Origin of the sequence: Flagellimonas onchidii, assembly GCF_004804315.1 — a bacterium.
GTDB classification, from domain to species: Bacteria; Bacteroidota; Bacteroidia; order Flavobacteriales; family Flavobacteriaceae; genus Flagellimonas; species Flagellimonas onchidii.
In genome coordinates this window covers 172394-190858 of sequence record NZ_SRXX01000005.1, presented here as the reverse complement: position 1 = coordinate 190858, position 18465 = coordinate 172394, and the positions used below count along the sequence as shown (strand labels likewise).

At 39.3% G+C, this 18465-nt stretch carries 14 protein-coding genes and 1 riboswitch; of the genes, 3 read left to right on the top strand and 11 right to left on the bottom strand.

All coding sequences use genetic code 11. The features are described 5' to 3' along the window. Window position 1: 1 nt before the first annotated feature. The 3 genes from E4661_RS07355 to E4661_RS07345 form a co-directional block, all read right to left on the bottom strand. Window positions 2-625, bottom strand: coding sequence for a phosphoadenosine phosphosulfate reductase domain-containing protein (locus E4661_RS07355; RefSeq protein WP_136466184.1), 624 nt, complete (start codon window positions 623-625; stop codon window positions 2-4). Between the two features lie 11 nt (window positions 626-636). Then, on the bottom strand, window positions 637-900 hold the full coding sequence (locus E4661_RS07350) for a DUF2061 domain-containing protein (protein WP_136466183.1): 264 nt from the start codon (window positions 898-900) through the stop codon (window positions 637-639). A 174-nt stretch (window positions 901-1074) separates the two neighbouring features. Continuing rightward, window positions 1075-1485 (bottom strand): RrF2 family transcriptional regulator, encoded by a 411-nt coding sequence (locus E4661_RS07345; protein ID WP_136466257.1) that lies wholly within the window; start codon window positions 1483-1485, stop codon window positions 1075-1077. A gap of 83 nt (window positions 1486-1568) precedes the next feature. Between E4661_RS07345 and E4661_RS07340 the strand changes: the two genes are divergently transcribed. Beyond that, window positions 1569-2150 (top strand): hypothetical protein, encoded by a 582-nt coding sequence (locus tag E4661_RS07340; protein ID WP_136466182.1) that lies wholly within the window; start codon window positions 1569-1571, stop codon window positions 2148-2150. A 9-nt stretch (window positions 2151-2159) separates the two neighbouring features. On the opposite strand, the gene E4661_RS07335 is transcribed toward E4661_RS07340, so the two are convergent. From E4661_RS07335 to E4661_RS07300, 8 genes are all read right to left on the bottom strand, one after another. Next, the gene (locus E4661_RS07335; RefSeq protein WP_136466181.1) at window positions 2160-3329 is read right to left on the bottom strand and encodes a trans-sulfuration enzyme family protein; all 1170 of its coding nucleotides are present in this window, start codon (window positions 3327-3329) and stop codon (window positions 2160-2162) included. Then, window positions 3326-6715, bottom strand: coding sequence for a bifunctional aspartate kinase/homoserine dehydrogenase I (thrA, locus tag E4661_RS07330; protein WP_136466180.1), 3390 nt, complete (start codon window positions 6713-6715; stop codon window positions 3326-3328). Before thrA ends, E4661_RS07335 begins: the two co-directional genes overlap by 4 nt. 76 nt (window positions 6716-6791) lie before the next feature. After that, on the bottom strand, window positions 6792-8066 hold the full coding sequence (locus E4661_RS07325) for an O-acetylhomoserine aminocarboxypropyltransferase/cysteine synthase family protein (RefSeq protein ID WP_136466179.1): 1275 nt from the start codon (window positions 8064-8066) through the stop codon (window positions 6792-6794). A 122-nt stretch (window positions 8067-8188) separates the two neighbouring features. Then, a riboswitch (SAM riboswitch) is annotated at window positions 8189-8308 on the bottom strand. 131 nt (window positions 8309-8439) lie between these two features. Then, window positions 8440-9111 carry a class I SAM-dependent methyltransferase gene (locus E4661_RS07320; RefSeq protein ID WP_136466178.1) on the bottom strand — a complete coding sequence of 224 codons (672 nt, stop codon included), beginning with the start codon at window positions 9109-9111 and terminating at the stop codon, window positions 8440-8442. Then, window positions 9108-11042: a CocE/NonD family hydrolase gene (locus E4661_RS07315; RefSeq protein ID WP_205728937.1), complete on the bottom strand. Its 1935-nt coding sequence runs from the start codon at window positions 11040-11042 to the stop codon at window positions 9108-9110. The genes E4661_RS07320 and E4661_RS07315 overlap by 4 nt, the downstream gene beginning before the upstream one ends. 97 nt (window positions 11043-11139) lie before the next feature. Then, a complete protein-coding gene (gene metK, locus E4661_RS07310; RefSeq protein WP_136466177.1) occupies window positions 11140-12393 on the bottom strand; it encodes a methionine adenosyltransferase in 1254 nt (417 codons plus the stop codon). A 170-nt stretch (window positions 12394-12563) separates the two neighbouring features. After that, window positions 12564-15254 carry an outer membrane beta-barrel protein gene (locus tag E4661_RS07305; protein WP_136466176.1) on the bottom strand — a complete coding sequence of 897 codons (2691 nt, stop codon included), beginning with the start codon at window positions 15252-15254 and terminating at the stop codon, window positions 12564-12566. 6 nt (window positions 15255-15260) lie between these two features. Next, window positions 15261-16169, bottom strand: a complete 909-nt coding sequence (locus tag E4661_RS07300) for a GLPGLI family protein (RefSeq protein ID WP_136466175.1) — start codon at window positions 16167-16169, stop codon at window positions 15261-15263. Between the two features lie 124 nt (window positions 16170-16293). Here E4661_RS07300 and E4661_RS07295 point away from each other — a divergent pair, with 124 nt between their 5' ends. Further along, window positions 16294-17760 carry a sensor histidine kinase gene (locus E4661_RS07295; protein ID WP_136466174.1) on the top strand — a complete coding sequence of 489 codons (1467 nt, stop codon included), beginning with the start codon at window positions 16294-16296 and terminating at the stop codon, window positions 17758-17760. After that, complete coding sequence (locus tag E4661_RS07290; RefSeq protein ID WP_136466173.1) at window positions 17757-18437, top strand: response regulator transcription factor; 681 nt, start codon at window positions 17757-17759, stop codon at window positions 18435-18437. Before E4661_RS07295 ends, E4661_RS07290 begins: the two co-directional genes overlap by 4 nt. Window positions 18438-18465: the final 28 nt, after the last annotated feature.

Here is an 18465-nt window from a genome sequence, read left to right as displayed (position 1 = left end):
TTTAGGTATGCAATCCACACTCGCGATTTTCTAAAACCTTTGTTGGATCAAAATATTTATGTTCGTTAGGTAAACTTCTTTCTCTTAAATAACCATCCAATTGGGTGTCATCCCAGTAGTAAAAAGGGCTCACCTTTAATACTCCATCCTTGCTCAAACTCAGCACATCCAAAGAATCTCTATGCGCTGTCTGTCCTTGGCGTAAATTAGTAAACCAAACATCTGGTTTATGCTCTTCCATAGCCCTTCTAAAAGGTTCCAGTTTTACTTGCTCGGTAAAAACCTTGTGCAAAGGGTCATCAATTTGTGGAATTCCCATAACAGCATCGCGATGTGAAGCTGTTTGCTTCGGTACATATAATTTGATATTCAATCCTAATCTAGAAATCAATTCCTCAGCATGCTTGTAGGTGTTAGGGGTGTTATACCCAGTATCACACCAAATAACAGGAATATCTTTATCCACATCAGTTACTGCATGAAGAATAGCGACTTCGTACGGACGAAAGTTTGTGGTTACCACAGGCTTGTTACCATTCGCAATAGCCCAAGAGATTATTTCTTGTGGATCTATTCCCTTAAAATGCCTATTTAAATTTTCTATGTTTTCTTGAGAAAATGCCATAATGCAATCATTTATTTGCCCCAGCCAATCTTGTTCCAAATTCTTTCGTGGAAGAAATAGAGTATCATTTTTGTGATGAAATCAGCCGAAGCGATTGAAGCAGCAACCATTACCTCGTCTACAAAAAAATAAGAGATGACCAAAGTATCCAAGGTTCCAACAACCCTCCAGCTTATAGCTTTTGCAATACTTCGAATCGGTCTCTCTGAATTTTTATCTTTCTTAAAAGATGTCTTCTCTTTTTTGGTGTTCAGAATTAATTGGTCTGCTATCATAATATTACCCTATCAATTTACTAGGAAATACAAACATACGTGTTTTATTCTATTGGAATCGTTAAAAACGGCATAAAATTACTATTACCCTATCGTTTTTATAGATTTTAAAGCATGTCGTGTTGAATTTTATGGATTTATTGATCCAGAATCAGATTTGGTATTGAATTCGGACTAGGAAATTAAATCGGCAAGTGTATTGTTTCGATAGACTTCGAGGGCACTATCCCTAACCTGAAGCATTAATTTATTTACCGAACATTTGTTTTCGTCCGGACAGTCGGCACATTTTTCGTAGAAATTAAGGCTAACACAGGGCACCATGGCAATTGGCCCCTCCAACACCCGCATTACCGCAGTCATTAAAATATCTTTGGGCTCCTTAATTAAATAATATCCGCCTCCTTTGCCCTTTTTTGAGCCTAAAAAACCATTTCTCCGAAGGGTAAGCAGAATACTCTCCAAAAACTTTTGGGAAATGTTTTCGTGCTTTGCGATTTCGGCAATTTGAACGGGCTCACGACTTTCTAACGAAGCTAGATAAGTAAGGGCTTTTAAGCCATATTTGGTCTTCTTGGACAGCATCTCACGAATATAGAAAATAAAAAACATCAATACTATAAAAAGTGTTTGATCGTTTTTACACAAGCTAAGAACAAAAACCTCTTATGAAACCAATCCACGCACTATTTTTAGTTATTGCCCTATTATTATTTTCTTGTGAAACAAATGAGGTAGATGAAGGAGAATCTGATCAAATATCTGCCCTTCTATTGGGAAAGTGGCAACTTGTTGAAATTACATCTGAAAATGGAAGGATTGGGTCGGCTTTAGCTACCAGTTCCAACTATTTTGAAATGTTGTTTTACGGGGAAGGGAGAGACTTGGATGTTGAACTATCTTTCTCCGAAAACCCAAACGCCTTTGATATTACAGGTGAGGGATTTCTATATGAAAGAATCATTACGGAAACCACCGGAGTTATTGAACTAAGTGATGGCGAATTTCTTGAACAGTGGGCATTTGCCTTCGATTTTTTGAATCCAGGAAGCGGATGGAAAGTGGAAGAAAAAAAATACCTATATCATGATGAAAGAGGGAGTCTTTGGGTAGATTATGGTGCGGAAATTCTAGAATTGAATGAAACTACCTTAGAACTTAAAATGGACTATAACGAAGATTGGCCTAAAACAGGGTCATCTTTTGGAAGAGAGACCGGTACTTTTTTCGCAACATTCAAAAAGAAGTAGAATACTCCGCTAGCCCAGTGCTTGCTTAATATCAGCTGTAATATCGTCAATATGTTCTAAGCCAACAGAAATTCGTACGGTACCATCAGAAATTCCAACCGATTTTCGTTCCTCAGTTGTCAATTTGCTATGGGTTGTTGATGCTGGGTGAGTTACAATGCTTCGTGAATCTCCCAAATTGGCAGAAAGCGATAACATTTTTACCGAATCAAAGAACTTTCTTCCTGCTTCCAAACCTCCCTTTACTTCAAAAGCCACCACACAACCACCAGCTTTCATCTGTTTTTTGGCAACTTCATATTTGGGGTGAGACTTTAAAAATGGATATTTCACCCATTCAATTTTGGGATGGTTTTCCAAAAACGTTGCTAGCTGTAAGGCATTCGCACAATGTCTATCCACCCGAAGTGCCAAAGTTTCCAAGCTCTTTGACAACACCCATGCGTTAAATGGAGAAAGAGCAGGTCCTGTAATCCTAGAAAATCGGTAAATTTTATCAACTAAATCAGCGTTCCCGACTGTGATTCCTGCCAAAACCCTTCCTTGACCATCCATCAACTTTGTTCCGGAGTGAATGACCAAATGCGCACCAAACTTTATAGGTTGCTGTAAATAAGGAGACGCAAAGCAGTTATCAATTATGAAAATGAGGTTGTGCTTTTTGGCAATATCCCCCAAAACCTCCAAATCCAATACATCCACCCCAGGATTAGTGGGAGATTCTGCATAAATGATTTTGGTCTTGTTCGTAATCAAACTTTCAACCTTATCCACATCGTTAACATTAAAATAGCTGGTCGTAATATTCCATTTTGGAAAAAACTGCGTGAACAAGGTGTGGGTAGAACCAAAAATGCTCCTACAAGAAACAATATGGTCTCCACTTTCCAACAAGGCTGCAAAGGTTCCATAAACAGCCGCCATGCCAGACGCAAAAGCAAAGCCACTTTCTGCACCTTCCATTTTACAGACCTTATTAATGAATTCTGAAGAGTTTGGATTGGAATATCGTGAATAAATATTTCTATCCTTTTCCTCTGCAAAGGAAGCTCTCATATCTTCCGCGTCCTCAAAAACAAAACTTGAGGTCAAATACATTGGGCTGGAATGCTCCAAGAACTGCGTTCGCTCTATCTGTGTTCGAATTGCTTCTGTTTCAAATTGTTTTTTCTCGCTCATATTTTTTCTGCTATCCTTAAAATATCACCAAAAACCCCTCTTGCGGTAACCGCGGCTCCTGCCCCAGCTCCTTGAATCACCAAAGGATTTTCGCCATATGATTCTGTATAAATTTCAATAATAGAATCTGAACCACTCACTTGCCCCAAAGCACTTTCTTTGGGTACAGAAACTAGTTTCACATCCAATATACCTTTATCCTGTTGCAAGTCACCATGTAAATCGCCAATATATCGCAATACATAGCCTTCTTGCTGAGATTTCTTTACCTCTCCATATACCTCATCCATAACCTCGATTTGTCCGTTAAATTCATTAAAACTTAAAGGTTGTAATTCCTTTGGAATCAAATTCTCAATCTGGATATCATCAAACTCGTTGTGCAAATCAAGTTCTCGGGCCAAAATCAACAGTTTTCGTCCCACATCATTACCGGAAAGATCCTCGCGGGGGTCTGGTTCGGTAAACCCTTTTTCCATAGCTTCTTTCACAATACTTGAAAATGAAACTTCATTTTCGGAGAATGTATTGAAAATATAACTTAAAGAACCGGAAAACACTCCTTTAATTCTTGTGATGTTTTCCCCTGATAGATGCAATAGTTTTATCGTGTCGATAAGCGGAAGTCCAGCTCCTACATTCGTTTCGTAGAGGTATTGTTTTTGATTTTTCTCCAAATGTTGTCGGATGGATTTGTAATAATCAAACCCCAAAGTGTTTGCTATTTTATTGGAAGAGACCAAATCAAACCCGTTAGCAATAAACTGCTCATAGCTGGCCACAAACGCTTCACTTGCAGTGTTGTCCACAACAATTAAGTTTTCCAAATGATTGGTTTTTGCAAATTCGATGATATCTGGGATTTGATACGAAATTCCTTTTTTATCCAAATCCTTTTCCCAGTTTTTGGAGACACCTTCTGCATTCAATAGCACCTTTTTGGAATTGGACACCGCAAAAATTCGAAGATCAATATCTTTTCTTTTTTCAATACTTTCTTTAGAATCCAGTATTTGATCGATAAGAGTTCCCCCCACATTTCCATGTCCAAAAATGGCAAGATTTACCTTTTTGGCAATTCCAAAAATTTGCCCATGAACTACATTGATGGCTTTATGCAAGTCGGATTTCTTCAATACCAAACTCACATTTTTGCCACTTACCGTATTATTAAAAAGCAAAGGAACCACCTGGTTTTTCACCAACGCATTGAAAGGTTCGTGGAATGTACTTAAATCCAGTCCTACAATAGAAATCACAGAAACATCTTCTACAACGGTAATTTGATTTACATCTTGAGCAGTATAATCGGTCTCAAATTCCAAATCGAGTACCTTTTTCGCCTTTTTCGCTTCTCTGGAATCCACGACTAGACCTATTCCCCTTTCGGAAGACCCTTGGGAAATAATACCAACACTAATATTGTTCTGCCCGAGTGCCTTAAAAATACGGGCATCAATACCCACTTTTCCTAGCAGTCCCCTACCCTCTAGATTGATTAAGGCCACGTCCTCTAGAACAGATAAGGATTTTATACCTCCATTATTCGTTTTTGGTCCTATTAATGTCCCCTCGTTATCATCATTAAAGGTATTGAGAATACGCAATGGGATGTTTTTCTCAATGAGCGGAATAATGGTCTTCGCATGAAGAATGTTTGCTCCAAAATTTGCCAGCTCATTGGCTTCGGCATAGGAAATAACATCGATAAGCTTGGCATCGGCCACCAAATCCGGGTTGGCGGTGTATATCCCATTCACATGGGTATAATTGAGCAATTCCGAAGCATCCAGGAAATTGGCCAATAACGCTGCCGAGTAGTTGGTCCCGTTTCGTCCCAAAGTTGTGGTTTCTCCAGAACTATTGGAGGCGATAAAGCCCGTAACAATAGGAACTACTTCAGCATCCAGTTCTTTAAAGCGACGTATCACATTTTCTTTGGAGACGCCCTCGTCTACCTCAGCATTGGTGAACGTATCGTCCGTTTTGATGAGAGATCTTGAATCCACCAATTGTGCTTTTATTCCTGACTCCTTCAGCAACGCAGTAACCGCTTTTCCGGAAATCAGCTCCCCATATGCCATGAGCTCATCCTTCGTCTTTGCGCTATAATCTCCAGTAAGCGAGACCCCCTTTAGAATCTTTTCAACAGCCTTTAGTTCATCTGCGATTACCGATGCATCCGATAAACCCTCTTTTTGGTAGTTTCCAAAAAACTTCAGTTCTTCCTCAAAATCGTCACCATTTGCTGAACCTTTAAGCATAGCTTCCAACTGATCCGTGGCTTTCCCTCTTGCAGAAAGGACTACCGCAAAGTGTTCCTTTTCGTTTGCCTTTTTTGAAATAATCTTAAGAACCCGTTCAATCCCATCACCATTGGCCAAGGATTTTCCACCGAATTTTAGAATTTTAATCCGTTCAGCCTTGCCATTTTTCTGAAATACTGACTCCAAAAGTTTTTCCAACTGTTCAAACTCCATTAAAAAAGCATCATGACCATGCAGAGACTGTACCTCTCCGTAGGTGACATTAGTATTGACCAATGCCAATCGCCTAAAGGTCTCTTTGTTTTCTTCTGCGGTAAAAAATAAATCCGAGTTAACACCTATAATATGAATCTTGGTATTGCTCTCTTGAAGCGCCTTGAAGGCCTCATCACCATTTCGAGTGATGTCAATGGTCTTCAACAACTGATTCATTAGCTTGTATGCCGACAGCTGAAAACGTTCTTGAAGCTTTTTGCCATGGTGCATCAACCAGCTTTCCACATTAAAGACCTGCAGTTCCTCATTGGTACTTCGCTTGAAACGCTCCTTGAAGGATTCTGGAGTTCTATAACAAAGCATGGCATGCATACGGGCATCATGCACCGGTTGTTTTGAATTCACCAAAAACTGTTCTTGAATCTGGCAATTGGCAATCAGCCAGTCGGTAGATTTCCAATCCGAAGCTACAGGAATCAAATGCTCTGTTATTTGAGGATTCAATGCGGTCATTTCCCAAGCAATACCTCCTCCAAGTGAACCCCCGATTATGGCATAAAGTCGATCGATTTCCAATTTTTGCAATCCTTGAAGAAAGATTTTAGCAATATCTCCTGCCACAAAATCTTTGTAGTTATCGATTACAAAACCATCGTATCCGTTTCCTGGAATGTTGAACGATAAAATAGTGTATTTGTGGGTATCGATGCTTTTTCCTTCTCCAATCAAATCGGACCACCAGCCAGATTCACCGGTTACGTTTGAATTTCCTGTCAAAGCGTGGTTTACCAACACAATAGAAGCCGTATGCAATTCTCTTCCAAAAATCTGATAAGATAGCTGCAAATCTTGGGCAACTCCACCTATTGTGGTAAAATTCTTTATTTCTATTTTATGGAGCATTTCTTGAAAATTAATAGGGGTTAAGTACCATCTATATTATATTTTATCACGACCGCACTATAACACATTGCCAATCTTAAATTGCGGCAAATGCCTGTTCCAAATCGGCTTTTAAATCAGCTATATCTTCTAGACCGACAGACAAACGAATCAAATCCTTGGTCACCCCAGCAGATTCTTGTTGTGCTTCATCCAATTGCTGATGCGTTGTACTTGACGGGTGAATGATCAAAGATTTGGTGTCTCCGATATTTGCCAATAATGAGAATACCTTTGTTGCATCGGTTAATTTTTTCGCAGCCTCAAAACCTCCATTCACTCCAAAGGTCACGATACCACTCTGTCCTTTTGGCAAGTATTCTTGAGACAAATCGTAATATTTATTGCCTTTTAGTCCAGGATAATTTACCCATGCCACTTCTTCTCTACCTTGCAACCATTCAGCCAAATCCAATGCATTTTCACTGTGTTGTTTAATTCGGACCGGTAGGGTCTCCAAACCTTGTAAAATTTGAAAAGCATTAAACGGACTCAATGCACCTCCGAAATCTCGAAGCCCTTCTAAAATCAACTTGAATGTGAACGCAGCAGCACCCAGTGCTTCGCTATACACCAAGCCATGGTATCCTGCTGATGGTTCAGTAAATTCCGGAAAATTTCCGTTGGCCCAGTCAAACGTTCCGGCATCAATAATTGCACCTCCAAGAGAATTTCCTTGTCCGCCAATATATTTGGTCAAAGAATGGATTACCAAGTTTGCCCCATGCTCAATTGGATTTAACAGACCTGGTGTTGCAACCGTATTATCTACAATAAACGGAACTTTAGCCGCTTTGGCTTCTTTTGAAATCCCTTTCAAATCCAATACATCCAATTTTGGATTCCCTAAAGATTCCACAAAGAATGCCCTTGTATTGTCTTGTACTGCTTTAGTAAAGTTAGCTGGATCAGATGCATCCACAAAAGTGGTTGTAATTCCTAAACGAGGCAAAGTAACGTTCAACAAGTTATATGTACCACCGTATAAACTGCTCGAGGCTACAATGTGGTCGCCCGTTCTTAACAATGTCAACAATCCTGTTGAAATGGCCGAAGTACCAGAAGCAAACACAACTGCACCTACTCCACCTTCGATGGCGGCTAGTCTTTCTTGTAAGATTTGGTTTGTTGGATTATTTAGGCGCGTGTAAATAAAACCAAGTTCAGCCAACGAAAATAGGTTTGCCGCATGGTCTGTATCATTAAACACATAGGATGTTGATTGATAAATAGGCACTGCCCTTGTTCCACTTGTTTGTGTTGTATCGTGGCCTGCATGCAGAGCATTGGTTGAAAATTTTTGATCACTCATGATTTCTAGTTTTTTAAATTATTAACATCGATAAATTAAAAAGCCAAACCCTGTTCGACCTTTAAGGTCGATAGGAAAAATCAAAAAGTTATAAGAAAGTGAAACCGAAAATGAATCGGTCGTTGTTATCTATTCCCAAATGGGATAGAATTTAGCACCTTCTTGATTCCGATAAGCCATCGGGAAGTCAAGGGTTGCTAAGGCTTCATAGGGTCTATTCCCTCCACCTTTCTTGATAACTATTCAATACGTGTTTGAACTTGTGAGGACAAATATAGTATCAGAATGTTTTAATATCCTAATGATTTCGGGAAATTTTGTAAAACCTAAAGGTTTTTATAGTTCAACTGAGGAAAAACATCCCGTCCTAAACTCAAAACATCTTAAACAAGATGGTCACCAATCTTCCTCCGAAACTTGGAGAGTTTACAGATATTAGATGTTTTGCTTCCTTCGCTTTTAAACGAAATGGCGCTTTTTGCAAATCCACACCACTTTGTTTTTTTAATCGAATGCCTTGACCGGAAATAATGTCCACATTGGGTAAAAAATCACCATGAGGTACATGCTCGGTTAAAACCACATATTTAAAGTCATAGAGTTTATCCACGACGTTTTTGATTTCCGCATTTGACAAATGTTGCAATACCTGTCTTAAAATAGCACAGTCTGCAGATGGCAACTCATCTTTAGCAATATCCAGACAATGGAATTCCAAATTAGGAGACCGGAATTTCTTTTTGTTGAAGTTTATCATTTCCTCAACAATGTCCACAGCTATACATTTTTTGGTATGTTCAACCAGTTCGCTACCAATGTTGAAATCTCCGCAACCTAAATCAACCACGACCAATGGATTTTCAAAAGATTTTAAAAATGATTGTAGAACATCTATATAAGGTTCAACCAATTCCGGATGGTGAGATCCGTCACCGGAATAAAATTCAGCACCATTATCGCCCCAAAGTTTAGCTTCATAAATTTGCACCATAGCCTCTTTAGTAGGCCACGGCTTTTTTAGTTTCTTGACCGAATCCGTTTTCATTTTAAAACCGAAAACTCGATGCTAGAGTCCGTAAACACTGTATGTGTTTGGGTTTTAAAATCATCTTCATCCGCTTTAAAGATATTGTCCACATAGGTCTGCGGATTCAAATCAATCAAAGGAAACCAAGTGCTCTGCACCTGAATCTGAAGTTTATGTCCTTTTTTAATGGTATGGCAAACATCCTGTAGTTTTATGGTCACGCCCGTTTTCTGATTGGGTGTAAATGGCTCAGGTTTAGAAAAACTGTTTCTAAATCGTCCACGTAAAACCTCACTGCGAACCATTAAATGATAGTTTGACATTTTAAGGTGATCCTGCATTTCTTCATTGGTTTTGGTGTTCGAAGGATGCACATCGATTACCTTAACAATCCAATCAGCCGCTGTTCCCGTTGTTGCCACCTTTAAATTTGCAAGAATATCTCCGGCCAAGGTCAAATCTTCTTCCAAAACTTCGGTTTCAAAGACAAGCACATCTGATCTACGAGCTGCGAAGCGCTGGTCATCCGTCATATATTTTCTTGGAGTAAATACGGATTTAATGTCTTCGGAATACGGAACGGGCTTCTTTATATCGCTTACAAATCGAATTCCAGAAACCGTTTCTTGTTCCGAGGTCAACTTTTGATCTTCCGACAGAAACATGGTCTGTTTTTCTACTCCATTAGGTGGCCATTGGTCATATGTTTTCCATTTTTTACTACCTGAGTCAAAAACATAGGCTTCGGGAAGTCCGCTATTCTCATCTCCATCTCCCTTTAAGAAATGGTTGAAGAATTTTGTTTCGATATTCTTTTGGTAAAACTTGGAAATGGAATCTCCAAAGTAATAATTACCCACTACGTTTCTATCAACGTTTCTAGCCCAACCGCCATGGTCCCACGGACCAAAAACCATGGTATTGTAATTTCCTTCGTTATATCGCTCTATATTTTTATAGGTTTCTAATGGACCATATAAATCCTCCGCGTCAAACCAACCGCCAACAATCATGGTGGCCACATTGGTCTTCACATTTTTTAGGTGCTGAATAATTCCCCTACTTTGCCAAAGTTCATCGTAGTTAGGGTGTTCCTTGAGTTCGTTCCAAAAATAATCATCGGTCAGACCATCGGGTCGCATGGTCGGTGTATCTGCCGTCTCATATTCAAAAAAGGAATTTAAGTTCTTTAGTGGACCAACATCCAAAAAGAATTGATATTGGTCTTCGGTCTGAATATTAGGCAAGGTATACCAAGCCGTATCAATAGGTTGGTCATTATCGGGTCTCGGTGTTCCAAAAAGTGATGTAGCCCTGAAATAACTCAATAAATAAGCTCCGTTATGATGAAAATCATCAAAAAAGAAGTCTCCAATACAAGCTTGAGGTGAAGCGGCTTTTAAAGCCGGGTGAGCATCCACAGTTGCGTAGGTTGCATAAAATCCAGGGTACGAAATGCCCCAAACACCTACTCTGCCATTATTGTTTTCAACATTGTTCACCAACCATTCAACGGTATCATAGGTATCTGAGCTTTCATCCACATCGCCATCCGAAGTCTTATTGGGGATATAGGCCCGCATGTTCTCGTAATGACCTTCACTCAACCATCTACCCCTAACATCTTGGTAAACAATAATGTTTCCTTCCTTCATCAAATGAACGTTGGGTCCAATCTGTCTTCTAAAATTCCCTTCGCCATAAGGCCTCGAACTGTAAGGTGTCCGCTGCATTAAAATTGGATATTCCTTGGAAGTATCTTTTGGGGAATAAATAGTCGTATGCAATTTGACGCCATCCCGCATTTCAATATCCACTTCTTGCTTATTGTAGTTGTCAGCTACATAGCTATCTTCAGGTTTAGCTTCTTTTTTGACGGTTTTTTTACAGGATGAGATTGCCAATGCCACTACGAACATCAGCATAACAAGGCGAGGTATTCTTTTCATTTTAATGAAATTTTGATTGACGCCTAAAACTACAAAGAATTCTCTTTCCTAAAAGGTTTCTTTTTTCTTCTTCAGGACTGCAAAATAAAATAAGGTGCTATAGCCCAAATGCTTCTTTTACGGCATCAACGCTATCTAATTTCTCCCAAGTAAAAAGCTCTACTTCCCTTGCAACTTTACCATTATAGGGAGATTCAAAAACCTTGGATAACTTTTGGGGTTGCTTTCCCATATGACCATAAGCAGCCGTTTCCAAATAGATTGGATTTCTCAATTTTAATCGCTCTTCTATGGCAAAAGGGCGCATATCGAACAACTCTGAAGCTTTTTTTGCAATTTCACCATCAGATAAATCTATGTTGGAAGTACCATAAGTGTCTACAAAAATGGAAGTTGGTTCTACCACCCCGATAGCATAGCTAACTTGTACCATAATCTCGTCCGCCACACCGGCTGCCACTAAGTTTTTTGCAACATGTCGAGCAGCATAAGCGGCACTTCTATCCACCTTACTCGGATCCTTGCCACTAAAGGCGCCTCCTCCATGAGCACCTTTTCCACCGTACGTATCCACAATGATTTTACGCCCAGTCAAGCCAGTATCGCCATGGGGACCACCAATTACAAACTTACCTGTTGGATTGATATGGTATTTAATGTCGTCATTAAAAAGTACCTGAATAGATTCAGGTAGTAACTTTTTGACCTCTGGAATCAAAATGGAAAGAACGTCTTCCTTTATTTTAGCCAACATCTTTTCATCTGCATCAAAATCATCGTGCTGAGTGGATACCACAATGGTATCTATTCGCTGAGGGACATTATCATCGGAATATTCAATGGTTACCTGAGCTTTTGCATCCGGCCTTAAGTATGGGATTCTTTTACCTTCTCGTCGTAAATCGGCTAGAACTTGAAGAATTTTATGTGAAATATCAAGCGCTAAAGGCATGTAATTCTCGGTCTCCTTGGTCGCGTAACCAAACATCATACCTTGATCGCCTGCACCCTGTTCTTCCTTACTTCCCCTGTCTACTCCCTGGTTAATATCTTGAGATTGCTCATGAATCAAAGAAATTACCCCGCAAGAGTCTCCACTAAACTGATATTCGCCTCTTGTATAGCCAATTTTATTGATGACATCCCGTGCAATCGTTTGCACATCCAAATAGGTATCGCTCTTTACCTCACCAGCCAGGACTACCTGACCTGTGGTCACCAAAGTTTCACACGCTACTTTACTTTCAGGGTCAAAGGCTAAAAAGTTATCTAAAAGAGCATCACTTATTTGATCGGCAATTTTATCTGGATGGCCTTCGCTCACGGATTCTGATGTAAACAGATATGGCATGGACTACATGTTTTATGGTGAGATTTGACGTTTCAGCCCAAAAAAGTTTACACTCCTTTTTAGCATTTTTTAGGGAGGTTGCAAGCAGTCAAATCTTTCCTCATTATTTTGAAGGGCAAAAGTATGTGAAAACTTAAACTCCTCAAAATTAATCCTAGTCCAACAACTGGCTATATGTCATATTTGATTTTGAAAACTACATAGCGGGGCTGCACCACATACGCCGAAGTCCTAAAAAATAAGTCATTGAAGGTGTCGTTGTTCAATTCTTGATTATTGGTCAAATTGGTAGCATTTATGCTGTATTCCCATTTACTATCTTTCTTTTGATAGGAAAGGCTCGCATTCAAAAATCCATATTTGTTTTCTACCGTACCTGATTTATCCCGATAGAAATAGTAATCGTAATCGGCTAAAAAGATAAAACCCTTCCCGAAGGCCATATCGAACTTTGCAAACGGACGATCCGTAAAAAAAGTGGATTCTGTGCCGCCTGTGTTGTAGTTGTTAACGGAATAACGATAACCCAGTTCCAAATTTGGAGCATCGATAAAACTACTTCCGACAGACCCTCGATAACTATGCGTCCACGATTTGGAATTTCGGGGAGCACCATTGACAATATTGTTGGTATTGGAATGGTTTAAGCTAGCTCTTGCGGACACCTTTACTTTACCAAATGTACGCTGAAAGTTGCCAGATGCATTAAAGGTCTCATCTTCTAAATTAGAATTTATGGTTGTTCTGGCCTGATTGATTCCCCCAATATCCGTACTGCTCTTAAAAGCATCAATTCGCTTGCTATAAGATACATTGGCAAAAATATTTTGGCGACTGAACATATTAAAACTGAAAAAATTCAAGGACACATTATGGTAAAGGGCACTTTCCAAGTCCCTATTCCCTTGGTAGATAGAGTTATAATCACTGAAAACATAGCCTTGAGCGAATCGATTAATGTCGGAAAAATTTCGGCTTACATTGTAATTCAATCTCAAACTTTCGGATTGTTTTAATTGAAGGTTGATAAATAAATCGGGAACCACATTAAAAAGCTCATCTTTCACAGTTGTTCCCGATTGCGAATTTGTTGCCGTGTAGTTATGAACTGTAAATCCAGGGTTTAAAGTGAACTTGCCTGTAATAAGTTTATAATGAACACCGAGGAAGTTATCCGAAAAATCATAACTCACACTATTGCCCAGTTCACTATCATTAAAATCCAATACGCTTCCGCCATCCAAAATCTGGAAAATCCTTGAGTTAAAGTTTTGACTACTCTGCGTGGTTCCCAAGGTAAAATTCAGATTGCTTTTTGGACCGGTAACCCAGTAATAGTCCAGTTTGGCATCTACCCTATTTGTTAGCACGCGCTGCTCTTGGCTAATATCAAAATTGCTTTGTGTATCATTAAAGGGAATAATATTCAAAAAAGGTTGCTCTTCGCGGATGGCATTGTAGAAAGGATCCTCGTCAGTATGCACATATTGCAGTTCCATAGCAAAAATATGGTTCTTGTTTAAGGTATAATACAAGTTTGAATTTTGCGTAAGATTAGTGGGTTTTTGCTTCTTGTTTTCAACAATATTATCGGTTACATCGGAGATAGAAAGTACGTTTACCGCCTCTTCTTCATCGGAAAACTTAAAGAAAGCGTCATAGTTCCATTGAAGGTTGGACGAAGGACTAAAATTGGCCTCAAACTTTATCAACCCCAAATGTGACACCTGATCGGTATCGGTTATCGTATTTTCTTGCTGATTGGTGGTAATAAAGGTTCTTGCCGCATTGGTTTCCATCAAGCTATTGTTATAGGAATAAATTCCAAAACCACTAAATCGCCAAGCTTCCGACGGTTTATAGCTAAAATTCAGTGCTCCGAACCTTGAGCTGATTTCTTTTGCCCTATTGTTCTGAAGTGTACTCAATCCCAAATCATTGGACCCTGTATTGAACAAGGTTCCATTATTTTGCCTTGTTGCTCCACGCAATCCACCGGTAAAGTTTCTTAAATCACGCGCTGTATAGGGTAAATCCCCGACATTGTTAAGGTCAGTAAGAATGTTGATGCTGTACTCGGGACTATAATAAAACAGCTTCGGATGTGCTACATAACGACCATCCGCCCCGGTTCCGTCAGTGACCTCTCCGAACCAAAATTTCTTTTTACCTTCTTTCAGTTTGATGTTCAAAGCCACATTATCTTGATTGTTGGTCACTCCCCTTAATTGGCTTACTTCACTATAATTTCGTAAAACCTCAACCTTATCCAGCGCATTGGCCGGAATATTTTTGGAGGCTATTTTGGAATCTCCATCAAAAAAATCTTCTCCCTCGACCATAACTTTCGAGACTCGTCTGCCTTCGACTTCTATTTCACCATCATCGTTTACCTCAATTCCAGGCAGTTTTTCCAATACATCCGCCAGTTTTTTTTCAGTTCCCGAAACAAAAGAATCAGTATTGTACACAATGGTATCCCCTTGAATGGTAATGGGTATTTCATAGACTACTTCCACCTCCTCCAAGCTTTGAGGTTTTTCATATAAGGTAACATCGAGATTTACATCCGTTTCTTGCGTCTCCAAAGGAATTTCACGAGTTTGAAACCCTAAGTAGCTAACCTTTAAGATGTAGTCGCTATTCGTCTTAATATTGATTTTATAAAACCCATCTGGATTAGTAATACCGAAACCGTCCGGTTTTTGATCAGCTTGATTTATGGCTACAATGTTAGCTACGTCCAACGCGTTTCCTAGGCTGTCCTTTACTGTACCGCTAATGGATATTTTTTGACCTTGGACATAATTTGCCACTACACCAAAGAATATGGCACAGACTATGAATTTACAACTTCGCACTTCGCCTTAGTTTGTAATAATTCGTATTCCGTTACCTCCACCACGTCTATTGCCTGCACGAAATCGCTCGGACATTTCATCCATTTTTTCGCCCAAAATTTTATCGTACTCCGCCTGGCTCACTTCTTTTCCCTTGGAAGGTATTTTTATCTCCTCTGCGTCTTCAGCATTCAGCACAATCTTGGTGCATAGAATCGTAGTTCTTCCATCATTTACCTCTAAAATAAGCCCGGGCAGCCCCCAATAGTCTCCAGGCCCTTGACTGATGGGGATTTCAGGAGTATACCAGACCGTCACAACTCGCTCCCTCGGTTCTTCTATTCGAGATAAAACAGTATTGCTTCTTGTACTATCCCTTTCGCCTCCCTGACGGGTTCTAGGCCCTCTTGCCATTCGTCGTAAACGTTCAAAAGTGGTGGAATCTGGCTCAATAATGGCAGTGGCCTTATAGCAGGTATAATTCCCAATTTTTTTGGTCTCGGAACCCAGCTCCCATTCCCATTGAGCAAGGCTATCCTTAATCAAAAACTGCTTCCCGAACATTTCAGACTGGCTCAGATATCGCTTCTCCTGTACATTCTTATAATATTTGCCGCCAGCACCAAAACCACCAAAAGCAAACCGAACGCCTCTTCCGCGTCCTTGACCACCGTTGGTGGGAGCATCCAATTTTTCCTCTTGTATGTATAAAGAAGATGTCTTATCAAAAGTCAAAACATAAGTGCGTTCAGATGAGTTTTTCACCCGTCGTCTAATTCGTTGGTTTTGCTCCTCTGAAAGCTGTCTTCCATCTAAATCCAAATCAAATGAGGTTTTGCTAAAGTAAGTGGCCTCACCCTGGAAATCCTGAGCAAATCCTTTGGCCAAAAACAGAATGGTGATTAAAGTCGGTAGAATACATTTTATACTTTTCATGTATATGTTTTTATGTTCAACATCTCCACAAATTTGAATCTAGCCGATGGAAAACACCGTTAACCGGTGTTAACTAGTGTTAAGCGAAATTATATTCCCAAAACAATGGTCTATTTTAGGGGCAATGGAATACACAAAACATAAGAATTTGGTTTATCTAATTGGTCTTACAATTCTTGTGACCATTGGTATTCAGATTTATTGGAACATCCAAAACTACAGCACCAATAAACAGCGCTTGGTCAATGAAGTACAGATTAGTTTGGACAACAGTTTGGAAGCTTATTATGCTGGTCAGGCCAAAACGGATTTTTTTGCTTTTTTCGGAAGAATCAATTCACGAAACGGACAAAAACGCAATGGTCGTTTCTTAAAAATAATCGGCAAGGATTCAACATGGATAAAAGCCAAGCTAGATTCATTGGTTGCTGAAGAAAGAATTTCGGAAAACAGAGACAGTACCAAGGGATCTTCTTTGACAGTAAGGTTCTCGGAAGGAGACAAACACTCATTACGCATGTTCCGACAGAAAATGAGGGACAGTTTAGGTGAGCTGCGAAAACTAGCAAACAAATTGGTAGTGGCAGCCTTGAGTGATAGTATAGATTTTAAAGTATTGGACAGTTTATTATTGCATGAACTCAACCGAAAGGATATAAAAATAGCATACAGATTTGCCCATTTTAAAAACGATTCCATAATTTTTGGGTCGAATCGGGTCTTTCCAAATAACCATGAATTAAAGACCGACTCGAAATCTACATATCTTCCCGACTCCCAAAAACTACAGTTGTTTTTTTCCAATCCCACTTTAACCATTTTAAAAAGAAGTCTTACCGGTATCTTACTTTCATTTGCACTATCAACTTCCATTGTTTTGTGCCTGCTATACTTGATGCGTGTCATAAACAAACAAAAACAATTGTCCGAAATCAAAAACGATCTCATCAGTAATATCACGCACGAGTTTAAAACTCCCATTGCCACCGTAACAACGGCCATTGAAGGCATCAGGAATTTCAACCAGAAAAACGACAAGACCAAAACGGAAAAATACTTGGACATTTCCAATCAACAATTACAAAAGCTCCACCAAATGGTAGAAAAACTTTTGGAAACGGCCACACTGGACAACGATAAGCTCATTATTAGTAAAGAGTCTACTGATATTGTGAAAATCTTGGAACAATTAGTTGAAAAATATCGAATGCTAATTTCTAACGAGAAAGACTTACTGTTCAGTACCAATGTTTCAGTTTTTCAGACCGAAGTGGATGTTTTTCATTTCGAAAATGCTGTGGCCAATCTCATTGACAATGCTATAAAATATGGAGGTAACCAAGTACATATTAATTTGAATTCATTAATAAATCAATTCGAAATCACGGTTGCCGATAACGGTGGAAACATTTCCCCATCGCAGCGAGATAGAATCTTTGAGAAATTCTATCGCGTACCAACAGGAAACCAACATGATGTAAAAGGGTTTGGTATAGGGCTTTTTTATTCCAAAAAAATCATTGAAAAACATGGGGGAACTCTCCAATTGGTCTCCGATAAAAAGAATACCGTTTTCAAAATTCTAATATGACTTCATCAATAAAAATAATTTTGGCAGAAGATGAAGCGTCCTTGGGAATGATTATCAAGGAAAGCTTGGAAACGCGGAATTTTGAGGTCACTTTATGTGAAGATGGGGAACAAGCATTGCGGGCTTACCATCGATATGATCCAGACCTTTTAGTTTTGGATGTAATGATGCCCAAAAAAGATGGGTTTACTCTGGCTCAGGAAATCAGAAAAGAGAATCCATCCATTCCCATCATTTTTTTAACCGCCAAATCACAAACCAAAGATGTCGTAGAAGGATTTGAGCACGGAGGTAATGACTATTTGAAGAAACCCTTTAGCATGGAAGAACTCATTGTACGAATCAATGCGCTTTTGAATCGTATAGCGTTACAGCAAAACCTTGAAGACATTACTATCGGAAAGTTTCGATTTAACAGCATAAAACAGTTGCTATTGCTTGGAAAAGAAGAAACCATCCTCACACACCGCGAATCGCAACTGCTTTATCATCTTGCCCAAAAAAAGAATCTGATTCTTGATCGTTCTACCATTCTAAAAACATTATGGGGAGATGATGATTTTTTTAATGCCCGCAGCATGGACGTTTTTATTACCAAGCTTAGAAAAAAGCTAAAACCAGATCCTGAAGTACAGATTATCAATGTCAGGGGTTATGGCTACAAGCTTATCTGTTAACTTTGCCACAACAAAATAGTTTTTCTTT

Coding starts and splice junctions, on each gene's coding strand:
- E4661_RS07355 (WP_136466184.1), bottom strand. CDS start 625: ATGGCATTTTCTCAAGAAAACATAGAAAATTTAAATAGGCATTTTAAG.
- E4661_RS07350 (WP_136466183.1), bottom strand. CDS start 900: ATGATAGCAGACCAATTAATTCTGAACACCAAAAAAGAGAAGACATCT.
- E4661_RS07345 (WP_136466257.1), bottom strand. CDS start 1,485: ATGCTGTCCAAGAAGACCAAATATGGCTTAAAAGCCCTTACTTATCTA.
- E4661_RS07340 (WP_136466182.1), top strand. CDS start 1,569: ATGAAACCAATCCACGCACTATTTTTAGTTATTGCCCTATTATTATTT.
- E4661_RS07335 (WP_136466181.1), bottom strand. CDS start 3,329: ATGAGCGAGAAAAAACAATTTGAAACAGAAGCAATTCGAACACAGATA.
- thrA (WP_136466180.1), bottom strand. CDS start 6,715: ATGCTCCATAAAATAGAAATAAAGAATTTTACCACAATAGGTGGAGTT.
- E4661_RS07325 (WP_136466179.1), bottom strand. CDS start 8,066: ATGAGTGATCAAAAATTTTCAACCAATGCTCTGCATGCAGGCCACGAT.
- E4661_RS07320 (WP_136466178.1), bottom strand. CDS start 9,111: ATGAAAACGGATTCGGTCAAGAAACTAAAAAAGCCGTGGCCTACTAAA.
- E4661_RS07315 (WP_205728937.1), bottom strand. CDS start 11,042: ATGAAAAGAATACCTCGCCTTGTTATGCTGATGTTCGTAGTGGCATTG.
- metK (WP_136466177.1), bottom strand. CDS start 12,393: ATGCCATATCTGTTTACATCAGAATCCGTGAGCGAAGGCCATCCAGAT.
- E4661_RS07300 (WP_136466175.1), bottom strand. CDS start 16,169: ATGAAAAGTATAAAATGTATTCTACCGACTTTAATCACCATTCTGTTT.
- E4661_RS07295 (WP_136466174.1), top strand. CDS start 16,294: ATGGAATACACAAAACATAAGAATTTGGTTTATCTAATTGGTCTTACA.
- E4661_RS07290 (WP_136466173.1), top strand. CDS start 17,757: ATGACTTCATCAATAAAAATAATTTTGGCAGAAGATGAAGCGTCCTTG.